General features: G+C 36.5%; 13 protein-coding genes and 1 pseudogene. 1 reads left to right on the top strand and 13 read right to left on the bottom strand.

Going from position 1 to position 18,951, the window contains the following annotated elements; all coding sequences use genetic code 11:
- The 3 genes and pseudogenes from Q9R21_RS13240 to Q9R21_RS13230 all read right to left on the bottom strand — a co-directional run.
- Positions 1 to 1,245: pseudogene (locus Q9R21_RS13240) on the bottom strand (hypothetical protein); the annotation flags it as partial.
- Positions 1,245 to 2,789, bottom strand: coding sequence for a site-specific integrase (locus Q9R21_RS13235; RefSeq protein ID WP_311204669.1), 1,545 nt, complete (start codon positions 2,787 to 2,789; stop codon positions 1,245 to 1,247). The pseudogene Q9R21_RS13240 and the gene Q9R21_RS13235, both read right to left, overlap by 1 nt.
- Positions 2,790 to 2,792: 3 nt before the next feature.
- Complete coding sequence (locus Q9R21_RS13230; protein WP_311204668.1) at positions 2,793 to 4,106, bottom strand: site-specific integrase; 1,314 nt, start codon at positions 4,104 to 4,106, stop codon at positions 2,793 to 2,795.
- Between the two features lie 253 nt (positions 4,107 to 4,359).
- Here Q9R21_RS13230 and Q9R21_RS13225 point away from each other — a divergent pair, with 253 nt between their 5' ends.
- Positions 4,360 to 5,694 (top strand): ISNCY family transposase, encoded by a 1,335-nt coding sequence (locus Q9R21_RS13225; RefSeq protein WP_311204667.1) that lies wholly within the window; start codon positions 4,360 to 4,362, stop codon positions 5,692 to 5,694.
- A 117-nt stretch (positions 5,695 to 5,811) separates the two neighbouring features.
- Here the strand turns inward: Q9R21_RS13225 and Q9R21_RS13220 are convergent, their stop codons facing one another.
- From Q9R21_RS13220 to Q9R21_RS13175, 10 genes are all read right to left on the bottom strand, one after another.
- Entirely contained in the window at positions 5,812 to 6,573 is a 762-nt protein-coding gene (locus Q9R21_RS13220) for an OmpA family protein (protein WP_404976607.1), read from the bottom strand.
- 185 nt (positions 6,574 to 6,758) lie between these two features.
- A complete protein-coding gene (tssM, locus tag Q9R21_RS13215; protein WP_311204665.1) occupies positions 6,759 to 10,592 on the bottom strand; it encodes a type VI secretion system membrane subunit TssM in 3,834 nt (1,277 codons plus the stop codon).
- A gap of 34 nt (positions 10,593 to 10,626) precedes the next feature.
- Positions 10,627 to 12,066 (bottom strand): hypothetical protein, encoded by a 1,440-nt coding sequence (locus tag Q9R21_RS13210; RefSeq protein WP_311204664.1) that lies wholly within the window; start codon positions 12,064 to 12,066, stop codon positions 10,627 to 10,629.
- Complete coding sequence (gene tssG, locus Q9R21_RS13205; protein ID WP_311204663.1) at positions 12,063 to 13,058, bottom strand: type VI secretion system baseplate subunit TssG; 996 nt, start codon at positions 13,056 to 13,058, stop codon at positions 12,063 to 12,065. Before tssG ends, Q9R21_RS13210 begins: the two co-directional genes overlap by 4 nt.
- Positions 13,022 to 14,830 carry a type VI secretion system baseplate subunit TssF gene (gene tssF, locus Q9R21_RS13200; protein ID WP_114540706.1) on the bottom strand — a complete coding sequence of 603 codons (1,809 nt, stop codon included), beginning with the start codon at positions 14,828 to 14,830 and terminating at the stop codon, positions 13,022 to 13,024. The genes tssG and tssF overlap by 37 nt, the downstream gene beginning before the upstream one ends.
- The gene (tssE, locus tag Q9R21_RS13195) at positions 14,827 to 15,318 is read right to left on the bottom strand and encodes a type VI secretion system baseplate subunit TssE (RefSeq protein WP_311204662.1); all 492 of its coding nucleotides are present in this window, start codon (positions 15,316 to 15,318) and stop codon (positions 14,827 to 14,829) included. The genes tssF and tssE overlap by 4 nt, the downstream gene beginning before the upstream one ends.
- Positions 15,319 to 15,395: 77 nt before the next feature.
- A complete protein-coding gene (locus tag Q9R21_RS13190) occupies positions 15,396 to 15,899 on the bottom strand; it encodes a type VI secretion system tube protein Hcp (protein WP_005107016.1) in 504 nt (167 codons plus the stop codon).
- A gap of 51 nt (positions 15,900 to 15,950) precedes the next feature.
- Positions 15,951 to 17,432 carry a type VI secretion system contractile sheath large subunit gene (tssC, locus tag Q9R21_RS13185; protein WP_311204661.1) on the bottom strand — a complete coding sequence of 494 codons (1,482 nt, stop codon included), beginning with the start codon at positions 17,430 to 17,432 and terminating at the stop codon, positions 15,951 to 15,953.
- On the bottom strand, positions 17,419 to 17,928 hold the full coding sequence (gene tssB / locus Q9R21_RS13180; RefSeq protein ID WP_034438150.1) for a type VI secretion system contractile sheath small subunit: 510 nt from the start codon (positions 17,926 to 17,928) through the stop codon (positions 17,419 to 17,421). The genes tssC and tssB overlap by 14 nt, the downstream gene beginning before the upstream one ends.
- A gap of 14 nt (positions 17,929 to 17,942) precedes the next feature.
- Positions 17,943 to 18,626: a hypothetical protein gene (locus Q9R21_RS13175; protein WP_311204660.1), complete on the bottom strand. Its 684-nt coding sequence runs from the start codon at positions 18,624 to 18,626 to the stop codon at positions 17,943 to 17,945.
- Positions 18,627 to 18,951 lie beyond the last annotated feature (325 nt).

Raw genomic sequence — 18,951 nt, 5'->3', positions numbered from 1 at the left:
TAAGCTTTTAATAAAATTATTGATGTCTTTTTTTAAGTAGTATCTATTGATTCTTTGTTTAAATTTATCAGCTTTATAAATTGGTACATTTGATTTTGCTAAGGTTTTAATTATAAGTGTTCTTTTTTCAGGATTACCTCGTGTTTTCTCAGGGACACCAAAGCACGTATCAATCAATTGATCAATTTCGAGAAAGTCTTCTTTTATTTTGTCTAACGCCTCTGGAAGAAAATCTTTCACATTTTTAGATCTAAGATAGGATAAGTAACTTCTTGATTCCTTAGTCAACTCTAATACATTAGAAAAAATCATTTCTACTAGTTTAGCAGCCAGTGGCTCAACCCAATGTACTCTAAAACCTGCACCTTTAGCACCGTAATATTGAATTCCTACCAAATACTGTTGAATACCGTCAATTTCCACATTAGTAGAATTTAAAGGATCTAGAATAGGTTTTTTTATTAAGGCATCTGTCCTTAACAAAATTGCTTCCGTTGATCGAAAGCCTGTCACAATCAAAAGAAGTAGGAGATGCAGAAGTATTTTTTCGCCTTTCGTTTCACATAAAGATATCAAAGAAATAATATTTATAAATGTTCTTATACTGATGAGTTTGCTGCTATCAATTTCATCTTCATCAATTTTCTCACCCTCAAAAGCCTTTTGAATTATTCGTGTTTTTGGTGTTCTGTTTTGTCTATTTTGATATTTTGCTTTTACATCAAACTCAAGATCTCCTTCAGTAAAGTTATAATTATTTAAAAGATTTTGAATTCTAATCATACTACCTATATGGTCTGGCAAATTAATTGGACTAGAATTTTCCTTTAAAATCTCAAAAGCCTTATAAAGTATTTCTGTAGACAAAAAACATGGATGAACCTTCAAATTTTTCTCTAGATTTATTAACTTTAACGCGCTGTACCATCGTTTCAAAATTAAATATTCAGCCTTTAATTTTTGAGGTGAAGCACTCTGGTTAGAGTTTCTGTAACTTACGATGAGAAATGCTTTAATAAACTCTTGGTATATTTCATCAATCTCAATATCGTCCAATCCTTTCATTCTTCTGATTTCACTGAAATTGAAATCGATCCTGTTTGTTCTACTACTTAACCATCCAGAGCCATGTATTCCACCATACCAGATAGAATCATCCCAAGTTTGCTGAAAGTTATTTTTAAGATGTTCATTAAAGTATTCTTTCTGCTCAGTTATAAATTTATTATAGTTTTTAGATTTCATTAGATTTCATCCTTAAAATAAGTACAGCGGTTAATAACAGAATCAATTTCAAATTTTGTAGCTTCATGCACTTGAATAACAGGATTTCTAGAAACACCTAATTCGTCAGAAATTCTAACTAAATCATTGATTTCTTTTTGTATACAGTTTCGAACTTCTAGATGATTACCATCTATGAATGGATGAAAATACATACAACCGTAACAATTTCGAACTGGCTGTAAGAAGCATTTATCTGAATAAGCACAGCCACCGATGTTTAAATGTAATTTATTCGACAAATTCCCTAGAACCTTTTTGCCTGTCCATTCATTTTTATAAACCAATCTTCCTGTAAGAAGCATCGAAATCATTTGTTGATATAATTGATTAGTTCCTAAAGCTTGGGCTCTTATTTCAGCTAATTCGGGTGAAGAGTAAATATAATGTCTAGCTGCTACCAATGAAGAATGCCCTAAGATATAAGCTATTTCTTCTGGACTCGCACCAGACATTGCTAGGCTATGACCAACGTGATGACGAAAGTCATTAAAGGTAATTTTATGTGGTATAAGTTCTTTATTGATTACAGCTAACTGATAAGTTCTGGGAGAGAAGTTAAATAACTGATTATTGATTGATTTTAGACAATATTTAGCTGCATTATCACCTAAATCAAACATCTTATCAGCAGACTTTAAGTCAAATTTATCAATATATATCTTTAATAATTCAGCAATTTCTTCGGGTAACTTTACGGCAATTTTTTCGTGCATTACACGTGATTGCTTAGCGTAAGGAATAAGTAAGCTGAACTTATCATAAGAACAATCTGTAGAGTGCGTATCTTGTTTAAAGTCTTTAACACTGAGCTTCGAAACCTGGACAGGTCTAAGTCCTGTAGCATAGTGAAGCCCTAAAATCACTGTTTGCTTTAAATCTTCATTATCAATCTCATGATGCTTTTTACAATTTAAAACTAAATTAGTGAAACCCTGATTAATCATATTGATAATAGGGAAGTCTATAGCATCCAGCTTATTTTCATAATATAAAAAATTATTTTTTTTTGGCCTATCTATCAACTCTAGTTGATACTCTTCATTCAAATTAAATCCAGAAAAACCTTCGACAAATAGAATTTTTATAAAGAATTTTATTTCATAATAATAACTACTACTTGCACATTTAATTAAAAGTTTTTTTGAATCCCTAAAATTAATTTTTAAATAATTTGATTTAAAATAATTAACAAAATACAAGTAAGCATTAAAAATACCATCCAATTTAGATGGAGTATTAATTTGTACATAATAAGACAATAAATATTTACACAACCTCTTTTCATTGTTAGCCAATTTATCAAAACAAATTGAAAATTTTTTACCAGAATAATTTATATCCCATAAATCATTTTTAGTTAATAAAAATTTACTATCATATTTACTAGCCCTAATAAAGACTAATCTTTCAGGAAAGTATAGATTATTCACAATTATTGAATCAGATTCATTAAAAATATTTACATTATTTTGATTATCTTCAATCTTCAAACCTAATTGCATATATTATCCTTGCCTATTTTTTCGTATACGTTCAAGATTTCGAAAATTAGCAATCTCGACTAAAAATCTTCTACCGTAATGTAACGGCATTTCACTTTTCAGAGACCAACCACCTAATTCTCTTAATTCATTCTCTGCCAACTCTAATGGGTTACTTATTTCCTTTTTATCTGCTAAGTATTTATTGTAATAGTATGAAAGTGTCATATAAGCCCAGGTATGACGCAAAACATGAGGTGTTATCTTATCAATTGCATCAAAGTATTCATCACTAAAATAATGAGGAACCATTTCTTTCATTTTTGAATCTATTTGTTCAAATAATTTATAGATAGCTGCGTAACTCAATGGTTTATTACTATTTAGTGTTGTAAATAAGATATCTGTATTTGTATTTTTCCTTATTTTATCAATATATAACTTAATTAATTCATAATCATCAATTTCTAAATTAATAATACGCTTAGAGTCTTCATTTTTTATATTTGGGGATCTTCTGCGATTATCATAATCATCCTCAGAGTTTATTACTATTAAACTATATCTACCAGTTTCTTCTTTAGGATTATTTAGTGTTATAATAGATTTTTTGAAAGATGAGGTTGTTAGTAACATCAGCTCACCAACACGAAGACCATAATTATAAATCAAATACACTATTAAGTAATTCCTAAAGCGATATTCTTTATTATGAAATGGATTTTTATTATTTTCCATACTTGGATTAATAATTTCTAGCATTTTTTTTATCATTTCAGAATTCATACTCTTATAAATAAATTTATTATTATTGTCTTTTGGATTGTTTTTTGAAATATTGCCTAATTTTTTATTAATATTATCAATACGTTCTTTTAATTCCTCTTTGGAAATAATATTATTTTCAAATTCTGAGAACTGAAAATACTTAGGGATGATATAGATTAAAAATTTTTTTATAGAACTAAGGTTGGCTGAAATTCGACCATAATCTATCGATTCATCTGCACCTATGTAAAAGATATTTTTTTCTAGCTTATATTTTTGCTCTAAGAAAATTATAAAGTTCTCTAACTCAGTAAGGTATGTTTCATAATTTCTTAATTTATAGAAGGAGAGACAAAAACTAGTTTTATATTTTTGATACCAAAACAAATACCAGAGTTTTAGAGCAGATAGATCTGCATACTGTGTCGAAAGACTTTGAAACCTTAGCTCATCTTTCAAGAATAAAAATGGATAAAGACATGGCAAGGATGTAGTTTCATCAAAAAGAACATGGATTTGTTTTTTATTCGAAACCTTTTTTTGCAATTGAATAAGTTCTACTTTAAACATGATATGAAGTTTCTGAAGTAATGTTACTTTCAACATATCACTTTTTTGTATTAAGTATAAATTTCTGTAAACTATTGATTAGCTATTGATATAACAGGGTTTATGAAGTTTTTATATAGTGAACGTAATTTAACATAATATACATTATACGAAATCACTATGTTAGAACCCATTTAAAGTGTCTATATTCTCACCAATAAAAATGTCTGGTTTATGATGGTTTTTATCACCATGGACTGGATATAAAATATAAATGCTGATCACTATGTCTGATAAAGAAATTCAACGTCTTGCAGTTCTGCAAGACGTTAGAGATCATCGTATTACCCAGGTCCGTGCTGCTGAAATCCTGAATCTTTCCACCCGTCAAATTACCCGGTTATTGCAGAAGCTCAATCAAGATGGTGTCTCAGGTATGGCACATGCCAGTCGTGGTCAACCGGGTCATCGTCGCCATGATGATTTATTAAAATCAAAATGTCTTTCCATTATTTCTGAACATCTGCTGGGCTTTGGACCTACCTTGGCGCATGAGAAGCTCAGCAGCATGTTTGACCTGAATATCCCGGTAGAAACGGTTCGGCGCTGGATGACTGCAAATGACCTTTGGATTCCGCGATCCAAACGTCTAAAACGCCCATACCAGCCACGCTATAACCGTGATTGCTTCGGTGAGCTGATCCAGATTGATGGCTCATATCATGACTGGTTTGAAGGAAGAGCCACCAAATGCTGTTTGCTGGTTTATATCGATGATGCTACCGGCAAGCTGTTGCATCTACGCTTTTGTGAGGCTGAAACGACCTTTGACTATATGCTTTCAACCCGAGCCTACATTGAGCAATACGGCAAGCCCTTGGCCTTTTATAGCGATAAACACTCGGTATTTAGAGTCAACCAGAAATCCAGGCAAGACAGCCAGATCACGCAATTTGGGCGGATTCTGAATGAGTTAAACATTGATATTATCTTCGCCAATTCACCACAGGCCAAAGGACGTGTAGAACGAGCCAATAGAACGCTTCAGGATCGTCTGATTAAGGAGATGCGCTTAGAAGCTATCAGTTCGATTGCAGATGCCAATGCCTGGCTGCCCTGCTTTATTGAGCAATTTAATCGTAAATTTGCCAAGTGTGCGCGAAACTCAAAGAATTTACATCGGCCATTAACCGAATCTCATCTTGAACTGGATGATATTTTTACCTGGCAGGAACCGCGTAAGGTCACCAAGAATCTGACCCTGACCTATGACAAATGTATTTATCTGCTTGAACCGATAGAGCTGAATCATAAGCTTGTTGGGCAATATATTTCATTTCTGGAGTACCCGGATGGGACTGTGGCCCTCATGCACGAGGGACGAAAGCTCAACTACAGCATTTTCAATAAATTAGCTGGGCTACAGCAGAATGAGATCGTTGAGAATAAACGGTTAGGTACAGTTCTGGCACATATTCAGCAACAGCATGAAGAGTTGGAAAAACAGAATAAACGTTCCCGTCTCAAGAAAAGTATGCCGAGTCGTAAAGCTCAGAAAGCTGTTATTGAACAAAGAAAGTTAAATCCTGTGCTTGACTCTTGTGGTTAAAAACAGGACATTTTAAATGGTTTATCGCATAGACACTTTAAATGGGTTCTAACAACTATTAATATACTCATACAGGTCATTCACCATATACTTATAGCTGCTCAAGCAACTTAAACGTTAAAGCACTTCAAATTCAATCCGACGATTTCTCTTACGACCCTCAGCTGTTGCATTATCCGCTACAGGTTTACTTGAACCTGAACCTTCAGTACTCAGTAAATGCGCTGGAAGATTTTTTGCGATTAAATAAGCTTTTACTGCTTCTGCACGTTGCTGACTCAACATGAGATTTTTATTAGTATCGCCTGAACTATCCGTATGTCCAATAATCCGTATCTTTTTTCCGCTAACTCTATTTAAGGCACTGACCATTTCATCCAGTATCTGTATACCTGAAGTTGCTAATATTGCACTGCCAGATTCAAATTCAATAATCCGGTTCTTTAATGCAGCATCAATAATCTTCTGTTCTGCCTGATTGACTGAAAGCTGTGCATTTAAACGGTAATTTTCGGGTGTTAAACCCTTAAATATTTCTGTAGTATCATGAATTTCATAAGAATTTGATACTTTACCCGTTAGCTGAATATCAGAACCTTTAATTGTTAACATTCCGTGTTTAACCTTTTTAAGGTCTTCATTAATCACATCAGTGACTATATTTGACCAATCCGTTGGTGCTACTACTTGACGAATCTGAATGCGATCTATCACATTTTTCTGACCATAAATTGAATACAATTTCGCCAAAATAGCTTGCTTACTACTGTTATTCGGTACATTACCTTCAGCAATTACAGGTTGTGCATGCACATTAAAACCAATTAAAAAACAGAATAAAATAATGATTTTATTTAACTTTAAGTATTTATTTTTTATTTTCATTTTATGCTTCTATAAATGTTTATTTAATTAATTTAATGCTTTGAGTCAGGCTTATCTGACTCTCAGTTAAAGACTATTCTAGTACCGCCAACCTTGAATTATTTTCTACACTAAAATTGGTTGTTTTTAATTCATATCAATTCACCCACGTGATCCATTTACAATATGATTGATGAGTATCATGGCGCTAAAGTTCCTGTGTTTGCAGCAGTCGTCTTAGTTATCTGAGCTGTTTTTCCTGACATCGTCGTATTCTGTGCTGCGACCACTCTTACTGCTTTATTCGAAACAACCTGATCCACCAACTGTAAATTGCTATAACTTGGATTACTTCCGATAGAACTTGCATTATTTCCACTCACCAAACGAAAATTGGTCTTCACAAATAGTTCAGGATTCTCTTTACTGCGCCAGACCATCTCAAAAATATTGCCTTTTTGTGTACGCTGAGCACTATCAATCAAACGATTGATTCCATATTCCCCAGGCTCATCAAAAATGGTATGGGTCTTCCCTTCCAAATCAATCACCGTGATCCGTGCGCCTGGAATTGCGCCGGAATTTGGCCAGATAAAATTCACCCATTGTTGAATTCCGTTTTCAAATAGCATTCTTTGTCCATCAATATCAATGGTATAAGCCAATAAATGAGCCTGTTCCAGTGGGTAAAACTGGAAATTAGATTGATTGGGTCTCACTGCCTGACGACTGGTATTATTTAACTCACCAGTTGCCATACCATTCACAGGCGCGACATAATTTTGAAAGTTTGCAACAAACACAGGATTTAGATTAAGCCCTAAATCTTGCCAGGTTTTCGAGCTTAAGCTATAGCCACGACGGATCACTAAGGGATCAAGATGCTCTTTGACAAAACGGGAAATACTGCCATTTTCACCAAAAATCTGATTAATTTCTTGAGAGGTTGCCTGTAAGCTACCTTGACTGCTAAACGGATATTTTTGCGATAAATTTGCATTAAATGGTTGATAGGCCTGTATTAGCCAGAGTTCGTTCATTTCAGCTTGTGCCGGAAGCATCAGACTTTCAAAGGAACGTGTGAGAGGAACACTAAACAACTTTTTAATCAGCTGTTGATCCAGCTCATGGGTTCCTACCGACATTTTCTCATCCACAAACTTTTGAGTGATATTAAAGATAGAATTCTGCTCATCAACGGTCTGCTTAAGGAGCATCATGCTCGCCGGACCAATATCTCCAGAACTTTTTAGATCATTAAAGCGACTCCGTATCTTGGTCAGAGATTGCATATACTCATCCAGCAGCGACCGGTTCTGCAAATCATCTCGTGTACGTACAATCTGGTAGAAGATCTGAAAGTCTTTGGCAATCATCCCCTGAGAGAAAGTCGATGCAGAATTCTGTGCCAACTTGCCATCATGACGTTGCAATATCTTGCGTTTAAACCAGGCAATAAAACCTTTTTGTGGAACCGCCAACTCAGCTTGTACCATTGGATTATCCCAGCTGGTTTCTTGCGCTACCCGTTGTATGACTTTACGAATCGGTGAGTTTTCTGGTTCGCCAAGAATATCTATCTGATATGTTTGCTGATTAAAGTCACCGGCCTTGGCATAATAAATGGCACCCAAGAATTTACGCCATTCGCTGATATATTCTTTTTTATACATTTCAGTCAGCTGGCGTCGAATTTGTTCAGGACTGCCACTAAAACTCAAATCATCAGACTGTGATGTATTAAGTACCCAATCTTTACTTTCAGTTGGGCTTTGCGCCGCGGTTTCTATGGCAGGTTGTACATATTCGTTCCAGGCTTGATAGCTATAAAAACCGGGTAAGGCATAACTTCCCAACATGGTTGTCTGAGCATTCTCCCCGACCATCTGTTTGATCGTTAATGCAGGAAAACGTACCAAAGCCCGCATTTTAATTTTGTTATATACACGATCTCGTGCAGACACTCCGGTCATCATCGCGGTTAAAACCTGGCGAGTCTGTTCAACCAGAACAGTATCGGAATCCAGCTGGGGAAATGAACTCGAATCTGTCAGTGTCATGGCATAGCTAAGTAACTGCTCGGCCTTTTGCAGCATTTCAGCACGTGGCAGCTGACCACGATGCTGATCCAGCCAAGTCCGCCAAAAACGTGTCAACTGATCGCTGAGATGACTGGAATCTATAGATTTACGGTTACTCAACATCAGATATGTTTTAAGTGCATTATAAGCATCTTGCGGATTTTGGTCAGATGGTTCTAATGCGAGTTGCTGAACTTGTGCAGTCGGATTAATTTGCACATGAATATGATTTTCTTTAAGAACTGCTGCATTGCTTTTTACCCGTTGTAGATATTCTGCAATATTTTGCTGGCTGGGCTGCAATACTAATTGCTCAATTCCTTTCAGATATTCAGCTTGCAGTTTCTCCCTGATCTGTTGTCCTTGATATAGACCAAAACTGTATTTGAATGGACGCTTCTGATCAAATTGATCTAACTGTTGCAGATGAGCTTGCAAAATTAATAATGCATCGATTTGCGTGGCCAGCTCAGTTCCTGACGGTTTCTGTATCTGTACGACCTTATTTAAGTCCGCCTGAACTTCGGCCAGTAATTGCTGATTATTTCGATAAGACCACACCCACAGACTCAACACCATCGACACAGTAAGTAAAGCACCAGTAAAAGCCATAAAGCGTCGGCGTTTTCGTGCCGGATTAATATGCTGCTTCACCAGATTTTTATCTTTAAGGATCACTTCAGAAAATAAACCTTTCAGAAAATAACCATGATTCTGTGATACAGACTCTTTAGACAGGCCAAGATCATGATTATCGCTACGGATCAGATGAAAGTCCTCAGCAATCTGTTCTGTCATTGGACTTTCAATGGAGCCTTCCTGTAAGGCGCTGGTAAAATAAAATCCACGAAAAACCGGTTTAAACTGATAAGGATTGTCTTGGAATAAAGTGAAGATAAAGGTTCTTAATACCGGTTTGAGACTCTTAAATTCCAATGGAAAGGTCATTACACTGGGTGAAATATGCTGTGAATGCCGACGGGTTAAATGGGTCATACTTACATTTTTCAGGCCCTCATATAAAATGCCATAATGCTTTTCAAATAGCTGAACAGCATTTGCACTCGAGTCTGGTTGATAAGCCAAAGTTGCACCCCAAACCTGATCCAATTCTTGTCCATGATAACAATCAAAAAAATCCGTGAAGCCGGCAATCAGGTCCATCTTGGAGAATACCAGATAGACTGGCGCAAAAACTTCTAGACGTTCAGTCAGGTCTTGGATACGGGCACGCAGGTTCTTGGCCAGTTGTAGAGATTTCTCCGGACTCTGGTTGACCAGCTCAGCGATACTTACGATCACAATAAGACCATTCACTGGCACTTTAGAACGATTTTTCTTGAGAATATTTAAAAAGCCTAACCATTCAGAATGGTCCTCCGGATAGACTGAATAGCGTCCGGCTGTATCCAGTAAAATACCCTGAGTTGAAAAAAACCAGTCACAGTTTTGTGTTCCGCTGAGTCCAGCAGAGACCATTTTCTGGTGAGTTGCTTCAAAAGGAAACCGCAAACCAGAATGATAAATCGCCGAGCTTTTCCCAGCCGCCGGCTTACCGATGACCATATACCAAGGAAGTTCATACAGTGCCGCGTGACCCTTACGATCGCCTAATTTTGACTTACGAATCAGCTGAATAGATTGTTTGACTTGCTGACTGATCAGCTGAAGTTCTTCTTTATTATTGTATTTGCTTTCAGCTGTGGAACTTTGAGATAAGACGGTTGCGATTTCTTTGCCCTTTTTAGCATGCCGATAACGCCGGATAAGTGTATAAATCCCCCAGCCTATTAATATGGCAACATAGACCGTCAGCAATATCCAGGAAATACGATCAGAAACCGTATTTTTTATGGAAAGAATGACCACTAAAAAGGATAAGGCCATCATTGTTTTAGGGTTACTAAGGTACTGCCAGACATGCCCCAAGACTGTATAAAATAATGTATTCACTTTTATCCCTTTTTTCTTTAATTTTTATAAATAGTTAGGCTACTAATGAGATTTCATTCAGTTGATCACTTTCTTTATTTTTAAAACATAAATAGCTTGATTCTTGTTGTGTGCTGTAGCTTATTGTAACGACATTGCAGTATAAATGTGATGACAACATTGCTGCGAAAACTGCTGCCAAATATTGGGTATGCCCCAAATAGCTTTGAGGATAAATGGTAGGTTCTGGCTCAAAATCAATATTCGTAAATTTTTCTTGTATTTTTTTCATTATTTTAGGTTGGGTAGTGTCGTCTAATAACACTAAAAAAGGATATGCCTGTTCCATCTGAGAGGATAGATTAACATGATGCTGACCCAAATATGCATACAGGTCAGTGACGTGCTTGCTGAGAGTCAATATTCGTGAAGGCATCATACCTTCAACTTCCAAGTCATGTGGGGATAAACACCAGCTAGCTGTATATTCCGCAGCAATATAGTCTTCATTTTTCCAAAATTGCTGATCTAGATAATCCTGATCAATTTCAGAATCTGCCATAATGATCAAGCTGATCTCATATGATTGACCTGAAATTTCCTGTACTAAATCTAGTAAGGCTGAATAAGCACGATCAGCAGACAGGAAATGAAACTCGATATGAATTTGGGCAGGCAGCAATGCATATTGTTGTTGAATTTGACTTATAAGCTGCTCTTGATAGAGATCACTCCAATCCCCAGTCATATGATCCACCAATAAAATATGCAGATTCAGCCTATTTAATCGACTTGCTGCTGTTGGATTAGAGGCAATATTTTCTTCATCTTCACAGTAGTTTTCCTGTATCCATCCCGGATGCATTCGATATTGATAAGCCAGTTCGTGATCATAAAATAGTGCTGAACGTTTTAACTGTTCCGAAATTAAGCTCAGACTTTCTTCATGCTGTTGGAGTTGTTGTTGAATCAACTGTTGAATTCGTTGTTCCCGTAATGTCGGAAGCATTTCTTCATTAGTTCTGTTTTCTTCAAGTAAGCGGTCCACAGAATGAATGCGATATGTCAATATAGGTAGACCAAAACGATTTAGCAGTTCTGAGTCCAGCTCAGGACTCTTGAACTGCTTCATGTGCTGCAAGATCTCTACATTTTCGCCAAAACTGTGCCAAGCGGCAGCTGAAAAAATATTGAGCGTGTAATCCTCAATCGCTTGATCCAATTCTTCTTTATTTTCTAATTCTTGCTGTTGTGCTTGAAGAGATTTATGAGCCCTATCCTTTTGTTCTTGCTGTCTTTGTTTATAGGATTTTACAGCTTTATAAATAAAATAAGGTGTTAATAACAACAAGCAAATTAACAAAGGTAAAATGCCAAAATATAATAGGAAATCAATATTTGATGGATCGTATTGAGTATCTCGCCAGTAATAAATGACAAGAACATTGTTTAAAACGGATAAAACTATAAAAGTCTGAATAATACGCTTAATCATGACATTTTTCCTATCAGGCTATAGCAGGTTTCCGCATTGTGGATTGCCGGATTCAGCATTAATAAAGCTCCTCTGGCTAGCCCCATCGAATGTACTTCTCCAAGTTGGGCTGGGCATAATTCATCTTTGTCTAGAATCAACCGAAGATCCACTAACATGGTCGGGCTACACCAGGTTTGAAGTAACTGTTTCAATTTGGCGCTATGTATTCCTTCAGATAAAAAATTTATATAGTCTTCACGTTTTAATGGACCAATGACGATTTCAATTTTTTCATCAATTTGCTGAATGGTCTCTCCACAGAAGCTGTTGATTCCCAGTAAAACTGGTTGCAAAGCTCCCAAACCGCTTTTTTGCTGATCATCCAGTTGAAAGCTTTCCGGAATAAACTCATTAATCTTAAATTGATATTTAAAAATACAAGACAATATGCTGCTTAACGCATAATGGGTATTATTTTGCCCCTGCATCAAGCCTGAAAACTCAGCAAAATAGTCATCTATAGGTTGCTGTTCATGTTGTTGACCGCTATAGCCACTCAAAGCATGAAGCATGTTTAGATAATGATTTTCATGCTCAATTTCATAACGCAGTGGTAAATGATAATTCAGACAGGCATCGACATATTGTGCAGACAATTTATGATTAAACAGTCCGAGAAAGTGTAAGCTTTCTTCTCGGTGTGCCCCGGTACTCTGTTTAATTTTATGTGTATAGATATAAGGCAATACGCCCTGTACGCCAGTCAACCCCACGATTAAATTGGTCATCTGAACTTTATGATCTTGACATTGCAATGATTCAATTTCAGAAGTTGGAAAATTAAGATTGAGTGAACTAATAAATTCAAATGATTTACTCCATTCTTGATGTCTGTTCCGTGCAGGTGCATGTCTTAATAATCGCGTGGCTTGAATAAATTCAAAGCTGGTCGGCTGCTGAAAGAGCCGATCAACTACAGAAGCCTTTTGCCACCAACATTCTGTATGCATTGGTATAACTCCTGTTTTGACTTTGAATCTATGACGTGCATATCCACATAACTATTCATTTGAACTTTCAAATTAAAAATATGATTTAAAAGTTGCACAAAGATATACAGACTGGCTCCTCTAAAGACTTCTGGATCGATCTGGATTTCAACTTTGACACCCCGTACAAAAAGTGGAAATGGTTTATGCTCACGCAACTTCTGGCTCAGAGAAAACTGGATCGATTGAATTGAATTAATAATTAGCCGGTTGTCTTTGGATTGCGGCAAGTTATACAGTTCAAGTAATTCCTTAATGTGACTGACTGCATTTGCTTTCATTAAAGAAAGATTATTCAATGATAAATGCGAGATAATTCGCCACTGTTCTTGCTGCTTTTGATCAAAACAATAAGGTAAATTGGGTCTTTTTAATAATATGGCTTTACGTGCCAAACTATTGTCATTGAGAGATAAGTTATTCTGATCTTTGTTATAACTTTCATAAGGTAAATCCCGATTGCTGCATAACAACTGCATACTGATAAAGTCTGATGAAATTTTTTGTGGTTCTAAAGATTTGGAAATAATCGAATATTTCAGTTCTGTATGCTTGGTATTACTTTGCTCGGGCAACAGGTGATAATAAAATTGAGCATCAGCCTGATGATAATGACTCATGGCAAAAAAAGGTAATACGGGATAAGTTTTTTGACTGTTCTCGCGTTTCTCTCTCAATAACTTCATTTCGGTGATCGCATATACCTGAAAATATTCAGGATGATGTACATCACTTATTAATGAATATTCCAGGCGCAGATGATCAATTTTTTGTGGCTCAGCCTGTTTAGGGAATAAATTTATAACTGGTGTCGCAAATAATTTGAAATTAGCGCTATTTAATTCTGAATAATTTCTGATCATAGCTTGATCATTCAGATTTATTTTAAAATGAATGTGTAGCTCAAATTCTGCGGTTTCTATATTTAATTCTCTTAAAAAACTCAGATTGAGGTTAAGAAAATTAAATTTTTCTGGAAAGCAAAAATACTCGATTAATAAACGATAGGCATGATGAGTATGTTGATCAACTGGGAGCGCACTTTCCGCTTCAGTAAATCCCATTAGTTCAAATGGATTTTGAATATCAATCTCTTGATTCTGTACTATTACAGAAAAACCAGTCTCTGGCTTAAAAATACAATCTAGTACTTGCAATGGAAAGCTGGAAATTGCATCCAGGTAAATAGGTAATTTTTGTTGTTCCAACAGTCGCTGCTGCTGGTTAAAAATTTCAAAACCAAAGCTCAAGGTTGCATTTCGATTTAAATGAACATGAGTCGAAGCATGCGTTTTAAAATTAACAGATTTTAAGGCGATTGGTAATAAATTAACCTGGTTTGTCGTACGATACTCACACTGTACCCCACGGATACTTTTTGATTTTAATACAGTTTGCTTGGGAATCTGCTGGCTACTTTTAAGCTGTCGGATTTTAATGGCATCGTCAAAACTGACCACTGAACATGCTGGAAAAGGTTTAAGGTACTGTGGAAACATCACCTCAAAAATAGCACGTGTAAATACTTCATAACTATCGTGCAGTTTCTTATCGATCCGGGCAGAAATCAGGGAAAATGCCTGAATCAGTCTTTCGATATGCGGATCATCAATCTGCTCTTGATTCAACGAAAGGCGTTGGGCAATTTTTGGGTATTTATTGGCAAACTCTCGTGATTGTTGCCCAAATTCCTGTAATTGCTTTTCATAATAAGGTAATAATTCTTCGATCACAGCACACCTGCTGATGTTTTAGACAAAATTACGTATTGTTGCGTAGTAGGCTTGAGGAATGCGTCAAAAATTACCGGTTCATATAGGGGATAAATATTTAAGAATGCATGAATACTGAGACACAGACTTCCCCTGTTATGCTCATCCATCAGCATCTCGACTTTAACCTGCTTTAAACGAGGTTCGTGCGCGTGAATAGACTGTTCAATCGAGCGGCAGATTTTATCCCGTTCCATTGGATTCGCTGTTGAGAGCCCCACAAAATCAATGATGCCAAATTGAAGAATTGAACGTTTGACCTGATCATAACCATTAACCATCGCATCCAGATTAACCATACGGCTATTTAATAAATCTTCCAGATCGGCAGCCACTGACTCTCTTAAAGCCTGCAATGAAAGCCCTTGAGAACATTGAATGTCCTGAGGTAATAGACGGTCAAATAATGTTGTTCTAAATCCGTAAGGGTAAAGCTGATCCAAATTCATATTGTTATAGTCTAATTTTATTTATTTTTATAAATATCAGAGAGGCTGATCAAGACCAGCCTCTAAAAAAGGTCAAATTACGCTGCATAAGAAGCAGTATTATTTGATAATGACCATTTCTTGGTCACGGCACCCTTTTGTGTACCATTAATATCTTGCTGATTATACGTCCACTCAACTGCTGCATATTTCAAACCAAAAGCTTCTGTTGGAACGCCTTCTTGATTTACTGTCGGAGTGACCTGAGAAACCAGCACATGTTTTAATTTAATTTGCAGGTATTTAACGCGTTTATCACCATTAGCACGATAAAAATCGATTTGTACCTCATCGAAGGTATAACCTGCCGAACAAGCTTCCCAAAGTTTTGGGCTGGTTGCATCCAGATCTTTCATAAAAATCATGTCGGAATGTTCAACTCGTTCTGCGGTATGACCGCCTACACTGGAAGATGTGGCAGATTTTGGCTGACGAATGTTGTGCGACCAGGAATTTGCTTCTAGCCAGCTTTTATGTTCTGAATCACGAGATTCACCATCAACTTTATATTTGCCACGAAACTGGATGTAAATGTCTTTCATTTTAATAATTTTCCTGTTTTTATAAATATTATTATAATTTTAGCAGCGGTCTTAATGACTCGACTGCGGTAACTCAGTGACCAGTCGTAAAGATACAGACAACTCGTCTAACTGAAAATGCGGTCTCAAAAAGACCACAGATTTGTAGTGTCCAGGTTCATCCGGATTTTCTACAACTTTTATCGAAGCTTCACGCAGTGGATACTGTGCTTTGGCTTCCTGTGAAGCACCGTCATCCAAAAGTACATATTGAGACAGCCAGTCGTTTAGAAATGCTTCGACATTTCCTGCAGATGCAAAGCTTCCTACCTTATCTCGCATCATTGCCTTTAAATAATGAGCGATTCGTGAGACTGCCATAATGTACTGTATCTGACTGGATAATGCAGAATTGGCATTGGCAATATCGTTATTATATTTCTTTGGTTTTTGGGTAGATTGGGCGCCGAAGAACGCAGCATAATCGGTATTTTTACAATGTACTAATGGAATAAAGCCAAGATCACTGAGTTCTTTTTCACGACGGTCCGTAATCGCAATTTCAGTCGGGCATTTAAATATGACTTCCCCATCATTGGTTTTAAAGGTATGCACTGGCAGACCTTCGACCAAACCGCCACCCTCAACCCCACGAATCGCAGCACACCAACCATGCATATCAAAGGCGTTGGTTAAACGTGTGCCCAAAGCATAAGCGGCATTCATCCACAGGTATTCATTATGATTTTCACCTGAAACTTCTTCTACATAGTTAAAGTCTGCTGTCGTATTGCCATCTTTAGGATGATAAGGTAAACGGCCTAATACTCGTGGAATGGTCAATGCCACATAACGGGCATCATCACTTTCCCGGAATGAACGCCATTGCACATATTCCGCTGTTTCAAAAATTTTGGACACATCGCGTGGGCGATCAATATCGGTAAAAGTTTCCAGTCCGAACATGGAAGGACTTGCCGCTGAGAGAAACGGTGCATGTGCCGCTGCTGCGACATGTGAAATCTGTTCGAGCAAATACAGGTCTGAAGGTGTGCGATCAAACTCAAAGTCACCAATCAGGGTCGCATAAGGCGCACCGCCAAATGAACCATATTCTTCTTCATAGATTTTTTTAAATAGCGTACTTTGATCAAAGTCACTGGCACTCTGAAAATCTTTAATCAGTTCTTTTTTAGTCGTATTCAGCATCCGAATCTTGATTAAAGAGTGTGAGGGCGTTTCCTTACAAAAGTAATACAGCCCTCGCCAGGTGGATTCGACTTTTTGAAACTGCTCATGATGCATGATCTTGCTCAGCTGGGTAGAAATAAGCGCATCTATTTCTGCAATGCGTTTATCTAAAGCCAAGGTCATATTGTCTGAAACTATAACTGTACCGGCCATGACTTCCTTGGCCAGTTCACTAATCAGACTCTTGGCACGACCATGTTCCTCTTCAGTACGCGCAATTCGACTACGTTCAACAATAGAGTCCAGAATTGAATATCCTTCAATAGCAATATCTGTGCTAGTTGCAGCATTAGAGTGATTCATTGTCTGCCTCCATACTCATTTTACGAATTTGGTCGGTATTTTTTAAAATATCATCCAGTAAACCTTCTAGACGTTCATTATTGGATATTTTATTGCGTAAATCAGTTAAACGCTCTCGTGCTTCTACCAGTTTTCGCAAAGGTTCGACTTGTTGGACTACCTGTTCTGGCCGAAAATCATCCATCGCATTAAAAACCAAATCTACTGATATTGTGCCACTCTCTTCAGTCAAACTATTTTCCACCTGAAAACTGGCACGAGGCGCCAGAGACTGCATCACCTCATCAATATTTCCCAAGTCTACATTGATAAATTTTTTATCTTTGAGCTTGGTTTTTTCAAGTTCCGATGCTGCTGAAAAATCTCCCAAAACCCCTACCACAAAGGGTAATTCTTTAATTTCACGGCCATCACCGACCTCAACATCGTAGGTCAATTGCACACGTGGTGGTCGAATACGCTGTAATTTTTTTTGTACACTTTCACGCTTAGCCATCATGATTTTCCTTATTAATTATTATTTAATGATCCAAATGGATTAGTACTAGGAGTGTGGGTTCGTGTACTGATACTTTCTGTTTTTTTACTACTGATAGCAGCCGTATTATTTTTTAGGTTGCTTTTCGATGCTTTATTTTTATTTTGACTTAGGTTTTGTTTTACTGGGCTATTTGGTTTATTTTTAGTCTGTTTTACTTTTGAGTTCCGCGCTGTCATTAAGGCAGATGCAGAAAATTTTGCTACAGGCTGTGCCAGATAAATATGTTCACTTAGCGACTTGGCTTGTGGATAGGTAGAGTCATTTAAGGCACGGACTTCTGTACTACGCATCTGTTCCAGACTTTGGGAAGATATCCCGACTCCTGCCAGGAATTCTAGATCAGTTAAATCTTGATGAGTATAATTTTGCTGATGTAATTGCTCGATTAAATTGAGTGCTTTCAGGTGATCACCTACTTCAACATAGCGTTTGGCAATTTGGGTAGACAACTGCTGCTGAAACAGAATATTTTTTCTTGCTGTCTTGTCACACAACTGCTGGTATAAATCAATGACAGTTGAATCAGTATCATTTTTTGCTTGTGGATAGCTCTTGATACATGATTTTTTTAATTCTGCTGCATGGATTTGAGCAAAACATAGCTGCGCCATCCCTGAGATGAGCAATACAATAAAACCTAGATTATTTTTCAAAATAAGCCTCAATTTTTAGTTATTGTTTTATATTTTTATAATCAAAATGATTTTTCTGTTTTTATAATTTAAAAAGCTAGTTGCGGATTTAACAAAAAATGATCACAGAAAGTCAATACATAAATGCGTTTTTGTTAAATATTTTATGTAATTTTAAAAATAGTAAGATTCCGACCAATGAATGCAGACATTTGGAGAAACTTGAGTAGAATATGCCAAAAATCTTGAGCCAAAATATCCTCATCGCTCATAGAAAAAACTAAATAAATAAAAATAAATTTAATAATAAGAAATATATAGCTATAAATTTCAAAAATATCAGGCT

Source organism: Acinetobacter sp. RG5, assembly GCF_031844265.1.
In the GTDB taxonomy this organism is placed as follows: domain Bacteria; phylum Pseudomonadota; class Gammaproteobacteria; order Pseudomonadales; family Moraxellaceae; genus Acinetobacter.
This window is presented reverse-complemented; position numbering and strand designations above follow the sequence as displayed.

Excerpts from the sequence above, each read along its gene's own strand:
- Q9R21_RS13235 (WP_311204669.1), bottom strand. The coding sequence starts at position 2,789 with ATGCAATTAGGTTTGAAGATTGAAGATAATCAAAATAATGTAAATATT.
- Q9R21_RS13230 (WP_311204668.1), bottom strand. The coding sequence starts at position 4,106 with ATGTTTAAAGTAGAACTTATTCAATTGCAAAAAAAGGTTTCGAATAAA.
- Q9R21_RS13225 (WP_311204667.1), top strand. The coding sequence starts at position 4,360 with ATGCTGATCACTATGTCTGATAAAGAAATTCAACGTCTTGCAGTTCTG.
- Q9R21_RS13210 (WP_311204664.1), bottom strand. The coding sequence starts at position 12,066 with ATGATTAAGCGTATTATTCAGACTTTTATAGTTTTATCCGTTTTAAAC.
- tssG (WP_311204663.1), bottom strand. The coding sequence starts at position 13,058 with ATGCATACAGAATGTTGGTGGCAAAAGGCTTCTGTAGTTGATCGGCTC.
- tssE (WP_311204662.1), bottom strand. The coding sequence starts at position 15,318 with ATGAATTTGGATCAGCTTTACCCTTACGGATTTAGAACAACATTATTT.
- Q9R21_RS13190 (WP_005107016.1), bottom strand. The coding sequence starts at position 15,899 with ATGAAAGACATTTACATCCAGTTTCGTGGCAAATATAAAGTTGATGGT.
- tssC (WP_311204661.1), bottom strand. The coding sequence starts at position 17,432 with ATGAATCACTCTAATGCTGCAACTAGCACAGATATTGCTATTGAAGGA.
- tssB (WP_034438150.1), bottom strand. The coding sequence starts at position 17,928 with ATGGCTAAGCGTGAAAGTGTACAAAAAAAATTACAGCGTATTCGACCA.